The organism is Pseudomonas sp. LG1D9 (genome assembly GCF_002949995.1).
Lineage (GTDB): Bacteria > Pseudomonadota > Gammaproteobacteria > Pseudomonadales > Pseudomonadaceae > Aquipseudomonas > Aquipseudomonas proteolytica.
In genome coordinates, this window is sequence record NZ_CP026881.1 from 2,167,371 (window position 1) to 2,181,281 (window position 13,911).

Sequence of the window (13,911 nt, forward strand, 5' to 3'; positions counted from 1 at the left end):
AGCCTGGAGGATGCTGGTGAGTCAGAATTCGAAACTTGATGTTGTGGTCATTGGCGGTGGTCAATCCGCGCTGACAGTCGCCTATTTTTTGAAGCGGTCAGGCTTGTCTTACGTGCTGCTCGATGCGGAGTCGGCACCAGGAGGAGCCTGGCGGCATGGCTGGGATTCGTTGCGACTCTTCTCTCCATCGGCATGGAGCTCGATTGCAGGCTGGCCGATGCCTGCCGTATCAGAAGAAACACCTCACCGTGATGATGTTATCGACTATCTGACTCTGTACGAGCGTCGATATGACTTCCCCATCATCCGATCCACCAGGGTGACCCGTGTCGAGAAAATCGAAGAAGGATTACGGGTTGTCTCCGGGGATAGAAACTGGGATGCCAAAGCGGTTATCAGTGCAACAGGCACCTGGAGCCGCCCATTTACTCCGAGCTATCCCGGACAGGAGTTGTTCGTAGGGCAGCAGCTTCATTCCGCTCATTACGTTGGGCCGGATGAGTTTGAGGGGAAAACCGTCCTTGTCGTGGGTGGTGGCAACTCGGGAGCCCAGATTTACGCCGAGGTTTCTAAAGTGGCTCAGGCAACCTGGGTGACTCAAGAGGCTCCAAAGTTTCTACCTGATGAGGTTGATGGGCGCGCCCTGTTCGAACGAGCTACTGCTCGATTGAAGGCGCAACAGGAAGGTGTGGAGCCTGAACAACCCGCTGGGGGGCTGGGCGACATCGTAATGGTGCCATCGGTGAAGGACGCTCGTGAACGCGGTGTATTGAGCGCAGTACGGCCATTCACGCACTTCACTTCAACAGGCGTTGTTTGGTCATCAGGAGACGAAACAGCGGTGGATGTCGTCATCTGGTGCACTGGGTTTTCTCCAGCGCTCGACCACCTGGGCAACCTGGGTATCGTTGACGATGACGGTAAAGTCGCCGTGAATGAAAACCGGAGTGTTGCTTCACCTAATCTGTGGCTGGTGGGCTACGGCGATTGGACGGGGCTAGCCTCCGCTACATTGATCGGAGTGACCCGCACCGCTCGAGATGTAGTCAACCAAGTCCAAAGCTATCTCACAAGCGAAGCCTGATGGCTCGCGAAGCAAATCGAGTGCGCCTACTGTTTATACGACTTCAAGATCGGGGAAGAGAATAGGCTCCAGTGGCGGAGTTGCCTGGCACAGTCCGAGCCGCCAGTAGCCGACGTCGTGCCATTTCCCAAGCTTGAAGCCAACCTCCGGATATGTACCGATGTGGACGAATCCCAGCGACTCGTGCAGACCCACACTGCCTTCATTGGGCTGAGCAATTCCGGCGTAAGCTGCACGAAAGCACTGTTTTTCAAGGATCGGAAGCAAAGTCTCATAGAGCTCACGGCCAACGCCCTGACGGCGAGCCGATTCAGCTACGTACACCGTCACGTCCACCGCCCACCGGTAGGCTGGACGTGTGCGGTGCTGGCTGGCATAGGCGTAGCCCTCGATCTCCCCACCTTCTTCGGCCACTAGGTAGGGATACGTCTGAAGTGTCGTCGCTATCCGCTGAGCAATCTCCTCACCGCTTGGCGGGGTCTCTTCGAATGAGATCGCCGTGTTCGAAACTATGGGAGCATAAATGCGCTGGATTGCCTGTGCATCTGTAACCACTGCAGCTCGAATTCTGACAGGCATGTGAGTCGTCCCTGAATAAAAGTTTGAAAATTACCTTTCCCGGATCAGTTTCGCCATTAGCCCATTTGAAAAAAATGAGCTGTGTGAAATCTAAAATTCAGGTCGCAATGCATGTTCTCAGTTCTGCACCTTCGGCTCATCAAATTCATCGGCTGCATCAACAACGCAGAACACTGTAAGCGTGCGCTAAGCGACCCGTCCTGACGGCATCGCTTAGCCGACCTCAAAATAAAATGCTGAGTAACCATCCGATAAGACCTCCCGCCAGGACGACCAACCATGGAGGAACCTTCCAGAACATCAAAGCCACAAGCGCTATCAGCGCCAAGCCAAAATCTGTAGGAATCAATATGGCGCTCGTCCAGACTGGGTTATACAAGGCTGCCAGGAGAAGGCCTACAACTGCTGCGTTTACGCCTGAAAGTGCGGCTTGGGTGCGTAAGCTTTTCCGCAGTTGCTCCCAAAATGGCAACACGCCGATTACGAGCAAGAACGAAGGAGCAAAAATTGCAACGACGCACGCGGTAGCCCCGAGCCAACCAGAAGGTTGGGCATTCATGGACGCGCCAAGAAATGCTGCGAAGGTAAAAAGTGGGCCTGGTACGGCCTGTGCTAAGCCATATCCGGCAAGAAACGTGTCATTGGCTACCCATCCGTTCGGCACGGTCGCCGACTGAAGCAACGGCAGCACAACATGCCCACCTCCGAAAACTAATGACCCGGCGCGGAAAAAGGCGTTTACCACAGCTAACGCTTGTGAGGGCCACAACTGAACCAGCAATGGCAGGCCAGCTAACAGGCCGAAGAACAGCAGCAACGACACCACACCGACTTTCCTGCTCACCGGTATCGGCAAAGACTCAGTAGTCTGGCTTTGATCGGTTTTGAAGAGCATTAGTCCTATGACGGCACCGAAGAAAATCACGCCGATCTGCCCCCAAGCATGTGGCCAAAGCATTGCAGCATAAGCCGCAAACACGGCGACGGTTATTCGAGGGGCATCAGTGCAAAGACTACGGCCCATTCCCCAGACGGCTTGAGCAACGACAGCCACCGCGACAATTTTAAGACCGTGCAAAAGACCGCTCGGAAACGCGCCTCCCCACGCGGACATACCCTGAGCGAATAAAACCAAGATTATTGCCGAAGGCAATGTGAAACCTGCCCACGCAGCGACTGCTCCTGGAAATCCGGCACGAGAAAGTCCTATACCTATGCCAACCTGGCTACTGGCGGGCCCCGGCAAGAATTGGCACAGGGCAATCAAATCCCCATAACTGCGCTCGCTCAGCCATTGGCGTCGGGCAACGAATTCTTCGCGAAAGTAAGCTAGATGTGCAATCGGGCCTCCGAAAGAAGTGAGACCTAGGCGCAGGAATACCAGAAATACCATCCATGGGGACTCAGTCGTAACACCCTTTGAACGTCCCTCGGCTGACAAGATTCGTTACTCCCCACATGACTGCTATAGAACACCAAATACGACGGCCTCCCTCACCGGCATATCTCGGCTTCGATATGCCGTCGCACACTGTATCGTGATCCTAACGACAAAATGATGGCACTTCGTTAGACGGTGCTCCTACAGCAGAAATTCTGATGGAGAGAAATTCTGCTGTCAGCTCATTTTCTAATCACCTCGATAGAGTGGCTGTGGCAACGGCAGGCGCAGCGCTGCGACGCAAAATCAGGACTCCACCGATTGCAGCCAAGGTCGAACCGATCAACACGCCGACTTTTACCTCGTCAATCAGGTGAGCTGATCCAGCAAACGCCAAGTTGCCAATGAACAGGCTCATGGTGAAGCCGATGCCACACAGGAGCGCAACGCCGTAAAGCTGTGCCCAATTGCTGCCTTCTGGTAGTTTGGCCAGGCCCATACGAATGGCAAGAGCAGCCAATAGGAAGATGCCAATCTGCTTGCCCACCAACAAGCCCAGCGCAACACCCAGAGGAACCGGATCGACTAGGTTCTCCATGGAAATACCTGCCAGTGAAACGCCCGCATTGGCGAAGCCGAAAATCGGCACCACAGCGAACGCAACCCACATGTGCAGCTTTTCCTCCAGGAATAGCAGTGGAGACCGGGCTTCCTCTTCAGGCTTGCCCATTGGGACGCACAGAGCTACAGCGACACCCGCAAGGGTGGCATGCACTCCCGACTGCAGCACGAAGAACCACAGCACACCGCCGACCAGCAAATAAGGGAATAATCGTCTGACGCCCAATCGATTCATTGCGATCAGAATGACCAGGGTTACGAGCGATGCCAGCAACATCGGCATGGAAAGACCGGTGGTGTAGAAAAAGGCGATGATGACTACAGCACCCAGGTCGTCAATGATCGCCAAGGCGGCGAGGAAGACCTTCAGCGACGTAGGGACTCGCTTACCTAGGAGCGACAAGACGCCCAGGGCGAACGCGATGTCGGTAGCGGCAGGGATAGCCCACCCCTTCAAGGTCTCAGAATTCCCCCAGTTGATTGCGATGTAGATCAGCGCAGGCACCACCATGCCGCCTATAGCACCAAATCCCGGCAAGGCACGCTGGCCCCAAGTGGAGAGCCCGCCTGCCAGAACCTCCCTTTTGATCTCAAGGCCGACCATCAGGAAGAAGATAGCCATCAGGCCATCATTGACCCAATGCTCCACAGACATGCCCAGCCAGACACTGTGCAAGGCGGCAAAATAACCTTGCGAGAGAGGCGAGTTAGCCACAATTAAGGCCGCGAGTGCTGCGCCCATCAGTACGAGACCGCCAGCGGATTCCGACGATAGGAAGCGAGCCAGGATCGCGGCTGCTCTAGGGGTTTCTGCGGGAGTTCTGCTGTGAGTCATCAGTGTCCTTACGCTTTGATCCAAAGCGATTATTTTAACATCCGAGGTTTACCAACGCGGCAGGGCACATAGCCTGTAACGATTTACACCAAGCCCTAATCAGCCTCCAGCCTGTTCCCCGGCAGAGGCTCGCTCACGAAACTCAGGAGCACGCTCCAAGCGCATATCCTCAATAGGCGAGCGAACATTGATCATTCCTTACAGGCGTGTGGTTCCCCGGATATTTGATGATTGAAGCAACTGAAACCCACCATAAATGCCCGCACCTCAGCGCGATCCTCCGACTGTGGCATTTCAATCTGGAGTAAGCCTATTTGGGGATATACGCTGCTACCGACTTGCGAATTTCTTCCCGCGCTTCATCCGCGCTCCCCCAACGCCCCATCTTCACCCACTTACCCGGCTCCAGTGCCTTGTAGTTTTCGAAAAAATGCTGGATCTGTGCGAGGAGTAACGCAGGGAGGTCTGAGCACTCCTTTACATCGCTGTACATTGAGCTGAGTTTTTCATGAGGCACTGCGATCACCTTGGCATCCGCACCAGCTTCGTCCGTCATGTACATCACACCCACCGGGCGACTGCGGATGACAACGCCAGGTGAGACGGGATAAGGGCAAACCACCAGGACGTCCAGCGGATCACCATCGTCGCTCAGCGTGTTCGGGATAAACCCGTAGTTGGCCGGATAGAACATCGGTGTGCTGAGGAAGCGGTCAACGAAGATCTGCCCACTTGGCTTGTCCACTTCGTACTTGATCGGAGTGTGGTTTGCAGGAATCTCGATAACGGTGAAAAAGTCATCGGGGATGGCTTTGCCAGCTGGGATGTCCGCGTAGCTCATGTTCATAGCTCCGAAGTTGTGGAGGGGGCTGCGCTGGAAGGCGTTTTTCCAAGGGTGCCCATCTCGATTGGCGTCTTAGTGAAAAACACCGATATCTCCTCGGAGTCCAGTCGTGTGAACAACCGTTCTGCCTCATCTTCCGTGATTGCCAAGCGAATCTCCGTGGGTTGATCCGCCAGCTCAAAAAAATGCGATGAATGCAGTTTTCCGGTGTGCCCAAACCCTTCGATTCCAGTGCAGAGCGTGGCGCCGCGTAACCCCATTTCTTTAGCCACGTCGACGATCCATTCGCCTAGCATCTTTCCCTGATAACGACGGTTTTGTTGGGTGAAGAAAACGACCATATAGCCTTTCATTTCTATCTCCTCAGCGAGTACCAATCATTTGGTAGGACAGAAGCCCCGCAGCGGTCATCGCTAACGAGCCTGCAACGTGCAACGAAATTGAGCCAAGCGCCCAGACCAGTCTGCCCTCCTGAATCAAGGCAACCGTTTCGGCTGAAAATGTGGAGAAGGTGGTAAGCCCACCGCAGAAACCCGTGATGATCAGGAGGCGCCACTCAGGACTCAGGGTAGGGGATGCGGCTAAAAACGCGATAGCTAGGCCAATGATGTAGCCCCCAATCATGTTCGCAACCACTGTGCCTGGAGGAATCGTAGGGAACAGAGCATTTAGCTTCATGCCCAAAAGCCAGCGCAACCAGGCACCAAGTGACGCGCCAACGGCGATAACTACAAGTGATTTCAGCATGGCGAGCCCACCTCATCAGATCTGAGTGGACTAACGGGCAACCGGCTTGCGCGGAAGAGGAAAGAGAAGAAAAGCTCGAAGGGTAAAGTCATATCCTGTCCTAGATTGGGGACAGGGAGGCACACCTACGCACCCTGTCCAGGGTTCACGTAGGCATCATCAGCACAAGGCGGTTTAAGGAGGAATGCCATCTCCTAACCTGAGCCTACCGCATCTGAGCAATCGGCATCAATATCCTTTTCGGGCTTCGCATCGCAGCTCCCACGAGCGCTCAAGTGACGGTTAATAGACGGTGGTTTAACAACGTTCCATGCCGTTTCTGATGTGACTGCTTGTTTTGATGTCGAATAGCTGTAATTCCTTGATCACGAGCAGCATCTGGAACGTGTCCCTGCTGCGGGTTCGAACAAGGACTCAACAATAGTGCAATCAGAGGTGTTTGAGCCCAGGCAGGTTGACTCACAAGCGCCTGCCATGGAAAGCAGCTCAATTCGAATCTGCTGGAGTTTGGCTACTTTCAACTCTACTTCGGCCAAATGCTTCTTGACCACGGACAGTGCGTCAGCACACGGACGATCAGCATCTGCTGCGAGCGCGATGAGTTCTCGTATATCGTCTAGGGGAAAGCCTAACTCACGATTCTGACGGATGAACACGAGTCTTGAACGGTGCTTCTCTGTGTAGATTCGGTGCCTGCCGGTCGACCGCAGGGCCGGCGGTAAAAGGCCTATTTTCTCGTAGTAGCGAATCGTCTCAATGTGGCAACCCGTTGATTTAGACAACGCCCCAATTCCTGACATGCGAATTCCCCAAGCATTTTCTTGAACCTGTAGTGGCTACAGATATTACCCTGCTCAATCGAAAATTGATTTCACGCGTTTAAGGGCATTTCGTGGACAGAGAACAGCTAGAGAAGAACCAGATTCCCGTCTACTTCGTCGCGGTCATTGTCGCTGCTATCGGAGGTCTGCTCGCACCTAATGCTTCTCAAGCGTTAGGTGCGTTGGTGACACCAGCCATCGCTGTGCTGATGTACGCCATGTTTCTACAGATCCCATTCCTGGATCTCCGTGAAGGGCTCGCAAACAAGCGTTTCATGACGGCGCTGCTCACAGCCAACTTCGTCGCCATCCCCCTGTTGGTTTGGGCGTTGACCATGGGCATAACGGATCACCCCGCGATTCTGGCGGGCGCACTGTTGGTCTTGCTGACGCCTTGTATCGACTATGTGGTGGTGTTTACCCATATCGGTAAGGGCGACTCCAAACTGACTCTGGCGGCAACGCCATTGCTACTATTGCTTCAGCTTGTGCTACTGCCCCTGTATCTGGCCTTCATGCTGGGTAATGACTCGGCGGTGGTTATATCGGTGGGCCCATTTGTTGAGGCTTTCGTAGTGCTGATTGCTTTGCCCTTTGTATTGGCGGTAGCAACAGCTGCCGGTGCAAAAAGGTCACGCGTCGTTGAGGGTTGGAACAACGCTTGGGCTTGGATGCCTGTGCCGGCTATGGCGGCGGTATTGGTCGTAGTGATCGGCTCTCAGATTTCAGCGGTGGTCAGAGACATGGACAAGCTGCTGCCCGTCATTCCTGTCTACATTGGTTTCATGCTCTTGGCACCATTGGTTGGTGCGCTGGTTGCGCGAGTATTCAAATTGCCGGCCATCACTGCAAGATCAGTAGCGTTCAGTAGCTCGACACGGAACTCGTTGGTGGTTCTGCCCTTGGCACTTGCTCTACCCGAAGAAATCAGAGGGCTAGCTGCGGCAGCAGTCATCACCCAAACGCTGATTGAATTGGTCAGCGAGCTAATTTACATCCGGGTAATTCCTGCATTGGTTTGGCGAAAAGCGTAGCGTCAACCACAACTTGGTGGGGGCCAAGTGGGCCGAGATACCGCCGAGCAGCGCCCCAAGAAGCCCTCCTGTGCCATTTTTTAGACAGCCACTGATCATTAAAAAATCACGGCTGTTCGGGCTTGGTGGTTTTCAAATATCAAAGAACAGGCGCTTCAGAAAGTTTTAACCTTCTACCCCTCGGGTTTTACAGTGACTTGTCGGCGGACTATCTGAAAATACATTGCACTTGTCCGACCTAAACTTGAGGCGTGTGCTACATCGATTTAACGGATTCCACTTCCACGTATTTGTATTTCTTCCTTGCAGCCCTCACAGCCTCTTGCTCAGCGAGCAACGAGCTCAACGTGTCGGCCTCGTGGATCAACTCATGCATCTTCCCTTCGAATTCGTTTCCGACCCGTAGCGTGACCTTGAGTCTTGGCGTGAATGCTTTCGCCACTTTCTTCTTGGCTACGGGAGCTGCTACCGGCTTCGTGAATACAACCTCAGGCACAGGCTCTTGAACTGGAACAGCAGGCACCTGACTTTCAGCCTCAGCCGTACCAAACAATGCACGACGCATTTCTTCTTCAGTTAAGTCAGCGTTCATAAACTTCTCAATGGAGCAGAAATTAGCTCAATGGATTCTAGTAGGATGGCTACGCCACGGTGCCCTGACTTTAAATGCCTAGGTCGATTTCTAGACAGGAGCCTCTCCATGCTCGCGATAGCAGCTCCTTCGGCAGTCGCGTAATAAGCCCGTCAGCCAGGTCACTGGCGTGACGAGCGTATAAAGTCACTGTGCCCGCAACTGGCGCTCGACCTAGTACGAACGCCCCGCCCCGTTCTTGGGCAATTTTCAGTATATTCAGAACACCCTGGCTCACCTGTTTGGTGGTCAGGTGTTCCACCACTGGCCTGGGTGGAAGAGCGGCATGGCTCCACATATCTACTACCACCTGGAGCAGTCCGTCTGAGCCAAAATGCTCGAGGGCCATCTCCCATAGTTGCCCCTCATGCGCCATAGTCAGGCGTGCCCTAGTCATTACGGAGTTTCAAAAGCATGAGGCTCTTTCTAGATTCTGAATTCTCTCAGCTCAGCGAGCAGGCGAAGCTGATCTCCCTGGCTCTGGTTGGCCAGGATCGCCGGGAATTCTACGTTGAATTGCAGGATACGTGGCAGGTTGATGACTGCAGTGACTTCGTGAAGAAGATCGTACTGCCACAGCTCTGGGGTGGTGAGTACGCCATGCCTCTGACCGAGGCCAGGTCAGCACTCCTACGTTTCTTGGCAACCTACGATGAAGAGCTCGAGATTGTCACTGACGCCCCTGTCTACGACTGGGAGCTGTTTTGCGAGCTCGCCTATCACGATGGAAAATGGCCCAAGAACGTCAGAAACTTTCCTACTGATGCCACGACCCTGGCCGCGACAAACGATGGGGAAGACCTGCCTCACCATGCCCTGCTCGACGCCAGGATCATCGCAAGCATGTTCACAGCTACAGCGTAACCATCTCACGCTCAATGGATTGCCTGAGGTGCTCGGGCATGTTGTTGCAGACGTGGAAGTCGACCGGGACGCCCACCATGGCCTGGAGCTCATCCTCGAGCTCGGCGATGTCGAACAAGGAAATCTTGCCGATTAGAGCTGGAGGGATAGTGGCGAGCAGATCGAGGTCACTCCCTTCGTGATCATCGCCTCGAGCGGCAGAGCCGAATAGTCTGGGCTCAATGAAGCCATAGGCCTCGATCAGACGTCGAACCTCCCCTTCCTTTCCTCGTATCGCGTCAGTGGGGCTCATGCCTTTCTCCTCGAACCACGACCATGATGGCTGAGTGACCAGACCGACTCACTGCCTGAAGAATGCCCTAATGCGCTGAACGCTTCGGCCATCACACCAATATAGATGAGGGTCATGCAGAAGTGTTGCCGCTGAGGACGACGAGCCATTTTGATCTCCATTGGAATATGCCCTGTCATATGCACACATGTGATGGGGCTTTAGGCCTTTGGGGAGCGGACTGCTACGCTAATTCACAATTGCTGATGACCAATCGGCAATCTGCCCTGGGTCATTTTTCAATCGGCAGGGTGGGTCAGTTTTCAATCAGCGCCGACACCTCGCTGTAGCTCATTTCCAAACACGAGGGTATTGAGATCGAGGGGGGTATCCAGAAGCCACGTGAAGACTGTCCAGTACGCATAAAAACGCCGCGACGAACACGGCGTTTTTATTTGCTAGCCTAGCGAGACCTTTGAGAAAAATTACTGGTGATTCGCCCCAGATGAATTGGATCTGCGTTCACGCCTCATGTGGATAGGAACGGGGCGATGTACCCTATGAACTCGGCATGCTGGCTACGTGCCTCACGCCACCTCGCAGGATGTGTCGGCGGCGTAAAGCGCCTCTCGCAGTTCGTCAGCAGCAACCGGTCTTTCGCTCGAGAAACTCCGACAAAGAAAGAGCATCGCTCATCGTAAGGTTTTCCCCAAAACGTCTGAGTTTCTATCGCAGGCATGATGACCGAGTGGAACTCTAGTCCCTTGCTTTTGTGAATCGTTAGCAGTCTGATTGCCTGATCATTGGAGAATCGATCCAAAGCACTCAGCAGATCATAACCTTGCTCATACAGCACATTGAGCTGCTGATGGGTCTGATCCACAACTTCTCCGAGTCTAGCTTTTGCCTCATAGTCTGGGGACATTGACGTCAACATGGGTAGCCCCACTTGCCCAAGGAATTCTTGAGCCATTTCCCACCAGAAATCATAAGGCTGAGTAGAACGAGCTAACGCTTTAACTCGCTTACGATGACCTCCGTAGATCGATTCGAAGACTGCCTGCACCTTTGATTCGCTGTCTTCCGAATCGACCACAGAAAATTGCTCCATCAGCCGCATCCATCCTTTCGGCTCGCTCGGCCTATAAAGGCATGCGAGGTAGTCAATGATCAGGCGTGCGACCGGCTCATTGACCAGATCCTGAGATAGGTGCTCGTTTCGATACGGGATGCCAGCTGCGTCTAGGCCATCCATGATGAATGTCCCGTAATCACTAATTTGCCGGGAAAACAGGATGGCGATCTCATGCAGCGGAATCTGGTCAACCGTGACCCATTGCTGAATCGCGTTGACTATGTGGGCCGCCTCTCGCTCAGAGTTATCAAAGTGGTAAGCAATGATCTCTCCTTCGTCGCCGGCAATAAGCTCCCCGGCCATGACGGCATCAGGATCGAGGGCTCGAATTACCTCATTTTGCATACGCAGCAACCGAGGCTTCGACCTGAAGTTTCTGAAAAGATGAAGGGGCTTCGCGCCAAAGTCATCGACAAATCGAGCAAAGATTCCGTCCATTGCCCCCGCCCATCCCATGATCTTTTGCTTCACATCACCCACAGCCGTCAAGCGTATAGGCTTACCTAGAAAAATGAGGTGCAGCAGCTCGTATTGCTCAGCGGTGCAATCCTGGAATTCATCTAGGAAGACATCGCTATAGGTTTGGCAGAGAGCGTTGCGAGCCGCCGCAGAAGAGGACAGTATCTTGAAGGCCAGCGGAATCAATTGGTCGAACTTGACCTGCTTTCCATGAACGAATTCGGTACCAATCTTGTAGCCAGGCTCCAGGTAGTCTGCTCCCACCAATACCGGTCTAAACCGGTCGACAATGCGCTTTGCGAAGCCGTGGAAGGTGTAACTATCGAAGCGTAATGCAAGCTCGAAACCACACCTCTTCTGTACACGCTGCTTCAGGTTCTTGCTTGCATCGACCTTGAATGAGATGGCCAGAATTCGTTTGGGGTATCGCGACTCGCCAGTTCTGAGCAAAAAGTCGGCACGCTGCGCTAACACCTCCGTCTTACCGGCTCCCGGCCCTGCCGTTAAAGCCAGTGATTGTTCCAGCTCCTTAACCGCAAGCAACGCATTCTTCTCAAGTGTTAACCCGTCAGCGGGCAACCAAACTTCCACGGAGGTCATTCCGGCAACCCTTCTAGGGCAGCAATCACCGCATCAGCAAGTCGGCTGAACGAAGACGGTAAGTTCTCTAAAATTTCCTCATCGGTGAGTTCGGCGAGTGCTGCGATATGAGCAGCAGGTTTGCTGCCCAGCTTGAACTTAGAGTGATAGGTGGCGAAAAGCTCCAGCTGTTCTTTTGAATACTGTCCTGGCTCATGTCTTTTTTTGCCTAGGACAGCCTTGAGAACATCGTCATCCGGAACTTCGCGCTCTACACTGTAGGCTTCCGGATATGAGCTTATCATTGAGTAGTCGAGATCCATGGGGGCTGAGAAAAAGACTCCCCGTTTCTCGAGCTCTTGGAGTACATAGAGGCCACCACAGTGAGTTCCTTCCCCAATTGGTACGTTCACCACGTTCCATGCCGGGATCTGCCAATGGGTGGGTAGCTGTTTCGCTGGATTGTGAATTTTTAACTGAGTATTGACGTAATTGATCCGGCCCCACCCTCCTTGGTATCTGGAAACGTCCAAATCCAACAGCGTTAGATACGGAGTACCCAGGCCCTCCAGGAGCCGCCAGAAATGGTTCACATGGCGTCCTCCCAACGGAGCAATGGTGACAGCAGACTCGTCAACCGGTGCCCCCTTGGCCTTGAGGATTCGTGGGAGAACGATTTCCTCACTATCACCTTCCCCTAGAACAACTAAGCGAGAGAAATAGATCTCTGGAAACGCCTGGACGGCTTCCCTGACGAACTTCCTAGCGTCCCCGTCAGTCTCGGGCAACTGGATCGTCGATACCTTGGTGACACGTTTTTCATTGAGTCGTAGATACCGAATATGCTCAGGTTCTACACGACGCAACATGGAGGGCGCATGGGTAGCAATCAGCGCTTGAGAGTCTGATCCGCCAATCGAGCTATTCAAAGCATTGACGATTCTCCCCAGATAGTGGGGTGAGAGACTGTTCTCAGGTTCTTCGATTGCGATCAGGGTGAACGATGGTGGCTTGAGCCGCTGTACATCGAATGCCGTCGACTCCCCTTTCAACACTGCACGACCTATCGCATGAGATGACAAGACCAGTGAGAGATACAGCATCGATTTCTGACCATCGGACAGCCGCGAGAAATCCACCAGGTGATCGTCATGCCCAGGAGTGAAAGACACCGACATGTGACGAAGCAGAGACTCGATTTCCGACGTGATGAAGGTCAGCTTCGGATCAGAAAAGAAGGTGCCACGATGAAGGCCCTTCCAAGTGCTGCTCAGGATTTCACTGAAGGCCTTGATGGATACGTTGGAGGACAGCGATTCGCTGATCTGATCAGTGAGCTCTTGAACGACTTCACGATCCAACTCCCAATCCACCGCACGAAGCAAACGCCCAAGCAATGCGTTGGCTCCGTAGGTAATGTGATCAGCAGGATCGCGCCTTGCTGGTAGGTAATGCATCTGGATTGCATTGCGATGATGCCGAGTCACCGGTGTAGTGGTAAGTGCAACCCCCTCATCGCTGGCATCCAGCACGTACAAAAGCGCCTCCTCGATATCACCAGCAACGCCCATCGTAGCCTCCAGACGGTATCTGACACGAGGGATGTCATCTGGCGAGTCCATGCGCATGTGGGCGAAGTGAGGAGCTACGGTTGCGTTGTCTTCCTCCTCCAGCAGCTCGGGGAAGATGAAGTCGGCTTCTAGCCAAAGAGAGCGCTCTTCAGGGGGCTCAACCTCATCAAAAGGAACGAAGAAATCGGATCGCCGGATCCTACGAAGTGACGGGTCGAAGCAAAACATGCGGCATAAAGCCTGTAGGACGGCGGTCTTGCCAGCCCCGTTAGGGCCGATCAAAAAGGTGGAGTCCTCGAATGAAATTGAGGTTGGCTCCCCGAAGGATTGAAAATTACTCAGGCGAACACTCTGCAGCTTCATTACCTATCTCCGTCCGTGTGTGCTGGCATTCACCAGTCAGGTAGGTTGGAGAATAAGCTGATTTGAAGCGATGGCGGTAGAAGGCCATCTAC

General features: G+C 53.7%; 14 protein-coding genes and 1 riboswitch. Of the genes, 3 read left to right on the forward strand and 11 right to left on the reverse strand.

Going from position 1 to position 13,911, the window contains the following annotated elements; genetic code table 11:
• The first annotated feature begins 10 nt into the window (after nt 1-10).
• Nucleotides 11-1,084 carry an ArsO family NAD(P)H-dependent flavin-containing monooxygenase gene (locus C5F71_RS10405; RefSeq protein ID WP_055135314.1) on the forward strand — a complete coding sequence of 358 codons (1,074 nt, stop codon included), beginning with the start codon at nt 11-13 and terminating at the stop codon, nt 1,082-1,084.
• Nucleotides 1,085-1,117: 33 nt separating this feature from the next.
• Here the strand turns inward: C5F71_RS10405 and C5F71_RS10410 are convergent, their stop codons facing one another.
• From C5F71_RS10410 to C5F71_RS10440, 7 genes are all read right to left on the reverse strand, one after another.
• Complete coding sequence (locus C5F71_RS10410; protein WP_104911077.1) at nt 1,118-1,663, reverse strand: arsinothricin resistance N-acetyltransferase ArsN1 family B; 546 nt, start codon at nt 1,661-1,663, stop codon at nt 1,118-1,120.
• A gap of 223 nt (nt 1,664-1,886) precedes the next feature.
• Nucleotides 1,887-3,056, reverse strand: coding sequence for a chromate efflux transporter (gene chrA, locus C5F71_RS10415; protein WP_104911078.1), 1,170 nt, complete (start codon nt 3,054-3,056; stop codon nt 1,887-1,889).
• 241 nt (nt 3,057-3,297) lie between these two features.
• Nucleotides 3,298-4,500 carry a Na+/H+ antiporter NhaA gene (gene nhaA / locus C5F71_RS10420; protein ID WP_055135311.1) on the reverse strand — a complete coding sequence of 401 codons (1,203 nt, stop codon included), beginning with the start codon at nt 4,498-4,500 and terminating at the stop codon, nt 3,298-3,300.
• Nucleotides 4,501-4,810: 310 nt separating this feature from the next.
• The gene (gene ppa, locus C5F71_RS10425) at nt 4,811-5,341 is read right to left on the reverse strand and encodes an inorganic diphosphatase (protein ID WP_055135310.1); all 531 of its coding nucleotides are present in this window, start codon (nt 5,339-5,341) and stop codon (nt 4,811-4,813) included.
• Between the two features lie 2 nt (nt 5,342-5,343).
• Nucleotides 5,344-5,697, reverse strand: a complete 354-nt coding sequence (locus tag C5F71_RS10430; RefSeq protein WP_104911079.1) for a DUF190 domain-containing protein — start codon at nt 5,695-5,697, stop codon at nt 5,344-5,346.
• A 10-nt stretch (nt 5,698-5,707) separates the two neighbouring features.
• Nucleotides 5,708-6,091 carry a fluoride efflux transporter CrcB gene (crcB, locus tag C5F71_RS10435; protein WP_104911080.1) on the reverse strand — a complete coding sequence of 128 codons (384 nt, stop codon included), beginning with the start codon at nt 6,089-6,091 and terminating at the stop codon, nt 5,708-5,710.
• 143 nt (nt 6,092-6,234) lie between these two features.
• Nucleotides 6,235-6,295, reverse strand: a riboswitch (Fluoride riboswitch).
• A 161-nt stretch (nt 6,296-6,456) separates the two neighbouring features.
• The gene (locus C5F71_RS10440) at nt 6,457-6,891 is read right to left on the reverse strand and encodes a helix-turn-helix domain-containing protein (RefSeq protein ID WP_104911081.1); all 435 of its coding nucleotides are present in this window, start codon (nt 6,889-6,891) and stop codon (nt 6,457-6,459) included.
• Between the two features lie 92 nt (nt 6,892-6,983).
• Between C5F71_RS10440 and C5F71_RS10445 the strand changes: the two genes are divergently transcribed.
• Nucleotides 6,984-7,946, forward strand: a complete 963-nt coding sequence (locus C5F71_RS10445; RefSeq protein ID WP_104911082.1) for an arsenic resistance protein — start codon at nt 6,984-6,986, stop codon at nt 7,944-7,946.
• Nucleotides 7,947-8,202: 256 nt separating this feature from the next.
• Here the strand turns inward: C5F71_RS10445 and C5F71_RS10450 are convergent, their stop codons facing one another.
• The gene (locus C5F71_RS10450) at nt 8,203-8,538 is read right to left on the reverse strand and encodes a hypothetical protein (protein WP_104911083.1); all 336 of its coding nucleotides are present in this window, start codon (nt 8,536-8,538) and stop codon (nt 8,203-8,205) included.
• A 453-nt stretch (nt 8,539-8,991) separates the two neighbouring features.
• On the opposite strand from C5F71_RS10450, the gene C5F71_RS10460 reads away from it, so the two are divergent.
• On the forward strand, nt 8,992-9,441 hold the full coding sequence (locus C5F71_RS10460; protein ID WP_074908483.1) for a 3'-5' exoribonuclease: 450 nt from the start codon (nt 8,992-8,994) through the stop codon (nt 9,439-9,441).
• On the opposite strand, the gene C5F71_RS10465 is transcribed toward C5F71_RS10460, so the two are convergent.
• The 3 genes from C5F71_RS10465 to C5F71_RS10475 form a co-directional block, all read right to left on the reverse strand.
• Nucleotides 9,431-9,733 carry a nucleotidyltransferase family protein gene (locus C5F71_RS10465; protein ID WP_074908482.1) on the reverse strand — a complete coding sequence of 101 codons (303 nt, stop codon included), beginning with the start codon at nt 9,731-9,733 and terminating at the stop codon, nt 9,431-9,433. The two genes, C5F71_RS10460 and C5F71_RS10465, sit on opposite strands and share 11 nt — an antisense overlap.
• A gap of 508 nt (nt 9,734-10,241) precedes the next feature.
• Entirely contained in the window at nt 10,242-11,906 is a 1,665-nt protein-coding gene (locus C5F71_RS10470) for a UvrD-helicase domain-containing protein (protein WP_104911085.1), read from the reverse strand.
• The gene (locus C5F71_RS10475) at nt 11,903-13,819 is read right to left on the reverse strand and encodes an ATP-dependent endonuclease (protein WP_074908480.1); all 1,917 of its coding nucleotides are present in this window, start codon (nt 13,817-13,819) and stop codon (nt 11,903-11,905) included. Before C5F71_RS10475 ends, C5F71_RS10470 begins: the two co-directional genes overlap by 4 nt.
• Between the last annotated feature and the right edge of the window lie 92 nt (nt 13,820-13,911).

What these genes read in the sequence shown, in the direction of transcription:
- C5F71_RS10430 (WP_104911079.1), bottom strand. Translation starts at nt 5,697, where the DNA reads ATGAAAGGCTATATGGTCGTTTTCTTCACCCAACAAAACCGTCGTTAT.
- C5F71_RS10440 (WP_104911081.1), bottom strand. Translation starts at nt 6,891, where the DNA reads ATGTCAGGAATTGGGGCGTTGTCTAAATCAACGGGTTGCCACATTGAG.
- C5F71_RS10465 (WP_074908482.1), bottom strand. Translation starts at nt 9,733, where the DNA reads ATGAGCCCCACTGACGCGATACGAGGAAAGGAAGGGGAGGTTCGACGT.
- crcB (WP_104911080.1), bottom strand. Translation starts at nt 6,091, where the DNA reads ATGCTGAAATCACTTGTAGTTATCGCCGTTGGCGCGTCACTTGGTGCC.
- nhaA (WP_055135311.1), bottom strand. Translation starts at nt 4,500, where the DNA reads ATGACTCACAGCAGAACTCCCGCAGAAACCCCTAGAGCAGCCGCGATC.
- C5F71_RS10410 (WP_104911077.1), bottom strand. Translation starts at nt 1,663, where the DNA reads ATGCCTGTCAGAATTCGAGCTGCAGTGGTTACAGATGCACAGGCAATC.
- C5F71_RS10460 (WP_074908483.1), top strand. Translation starts at nt 8,992, where the DNA reads ATGAGGCTCTTTCTAGATTCTGAATTCTCTCAGCTCAGCGAGCAGGCG.
- C5F71_RS10405 (WP_055135314.1), top strand. Translation starts at nt 11, where the DNA reads ATGCTGGTGAGTCAGAATTCGAAACTTGATGTTGTGGTCATTGGCGGT.
- C5F71_RS10450 (WP_104911083.1), bottom strand. Translation starts at nt 8,538, where the DNA reads ATGAACGCTGACTTAACTGAAGAAGAAATGCGTCGTGCATTGTTTGGT.
- C5F71_RS10470 (WP_104911085.1), bottom strand. Translation starts at nt 11,906, where the DNA reads ATGACCTCCGTGGAAGTTTGGTTGCCCGCTGACGGGTTAACACTTGAG.
- chrA (WP_104911078.1), bottom strand. Translation starts at nt 3,056, where the DNA reads ATGGTATTTCTGGTATTCCTGCGCCTAGGTCTCACTTCTTTCGGAGGC.
- C5F71_RS10475 (WP_074908480.1), bottom strand. Translation starts at nt 13,819, where the DNA reads ATGAAGCTGCAGAGTGTTCGCCTGAGTAATTTTCAATCCTTCGGGGAG.
- ppa (WP_055135310.1), bottom strand. Translation starts at nt 5,341, where the DNA reads ATGAGCTACGCGGACATCCCAGCTGGCAAAGCCATCCCCGATGACTTT.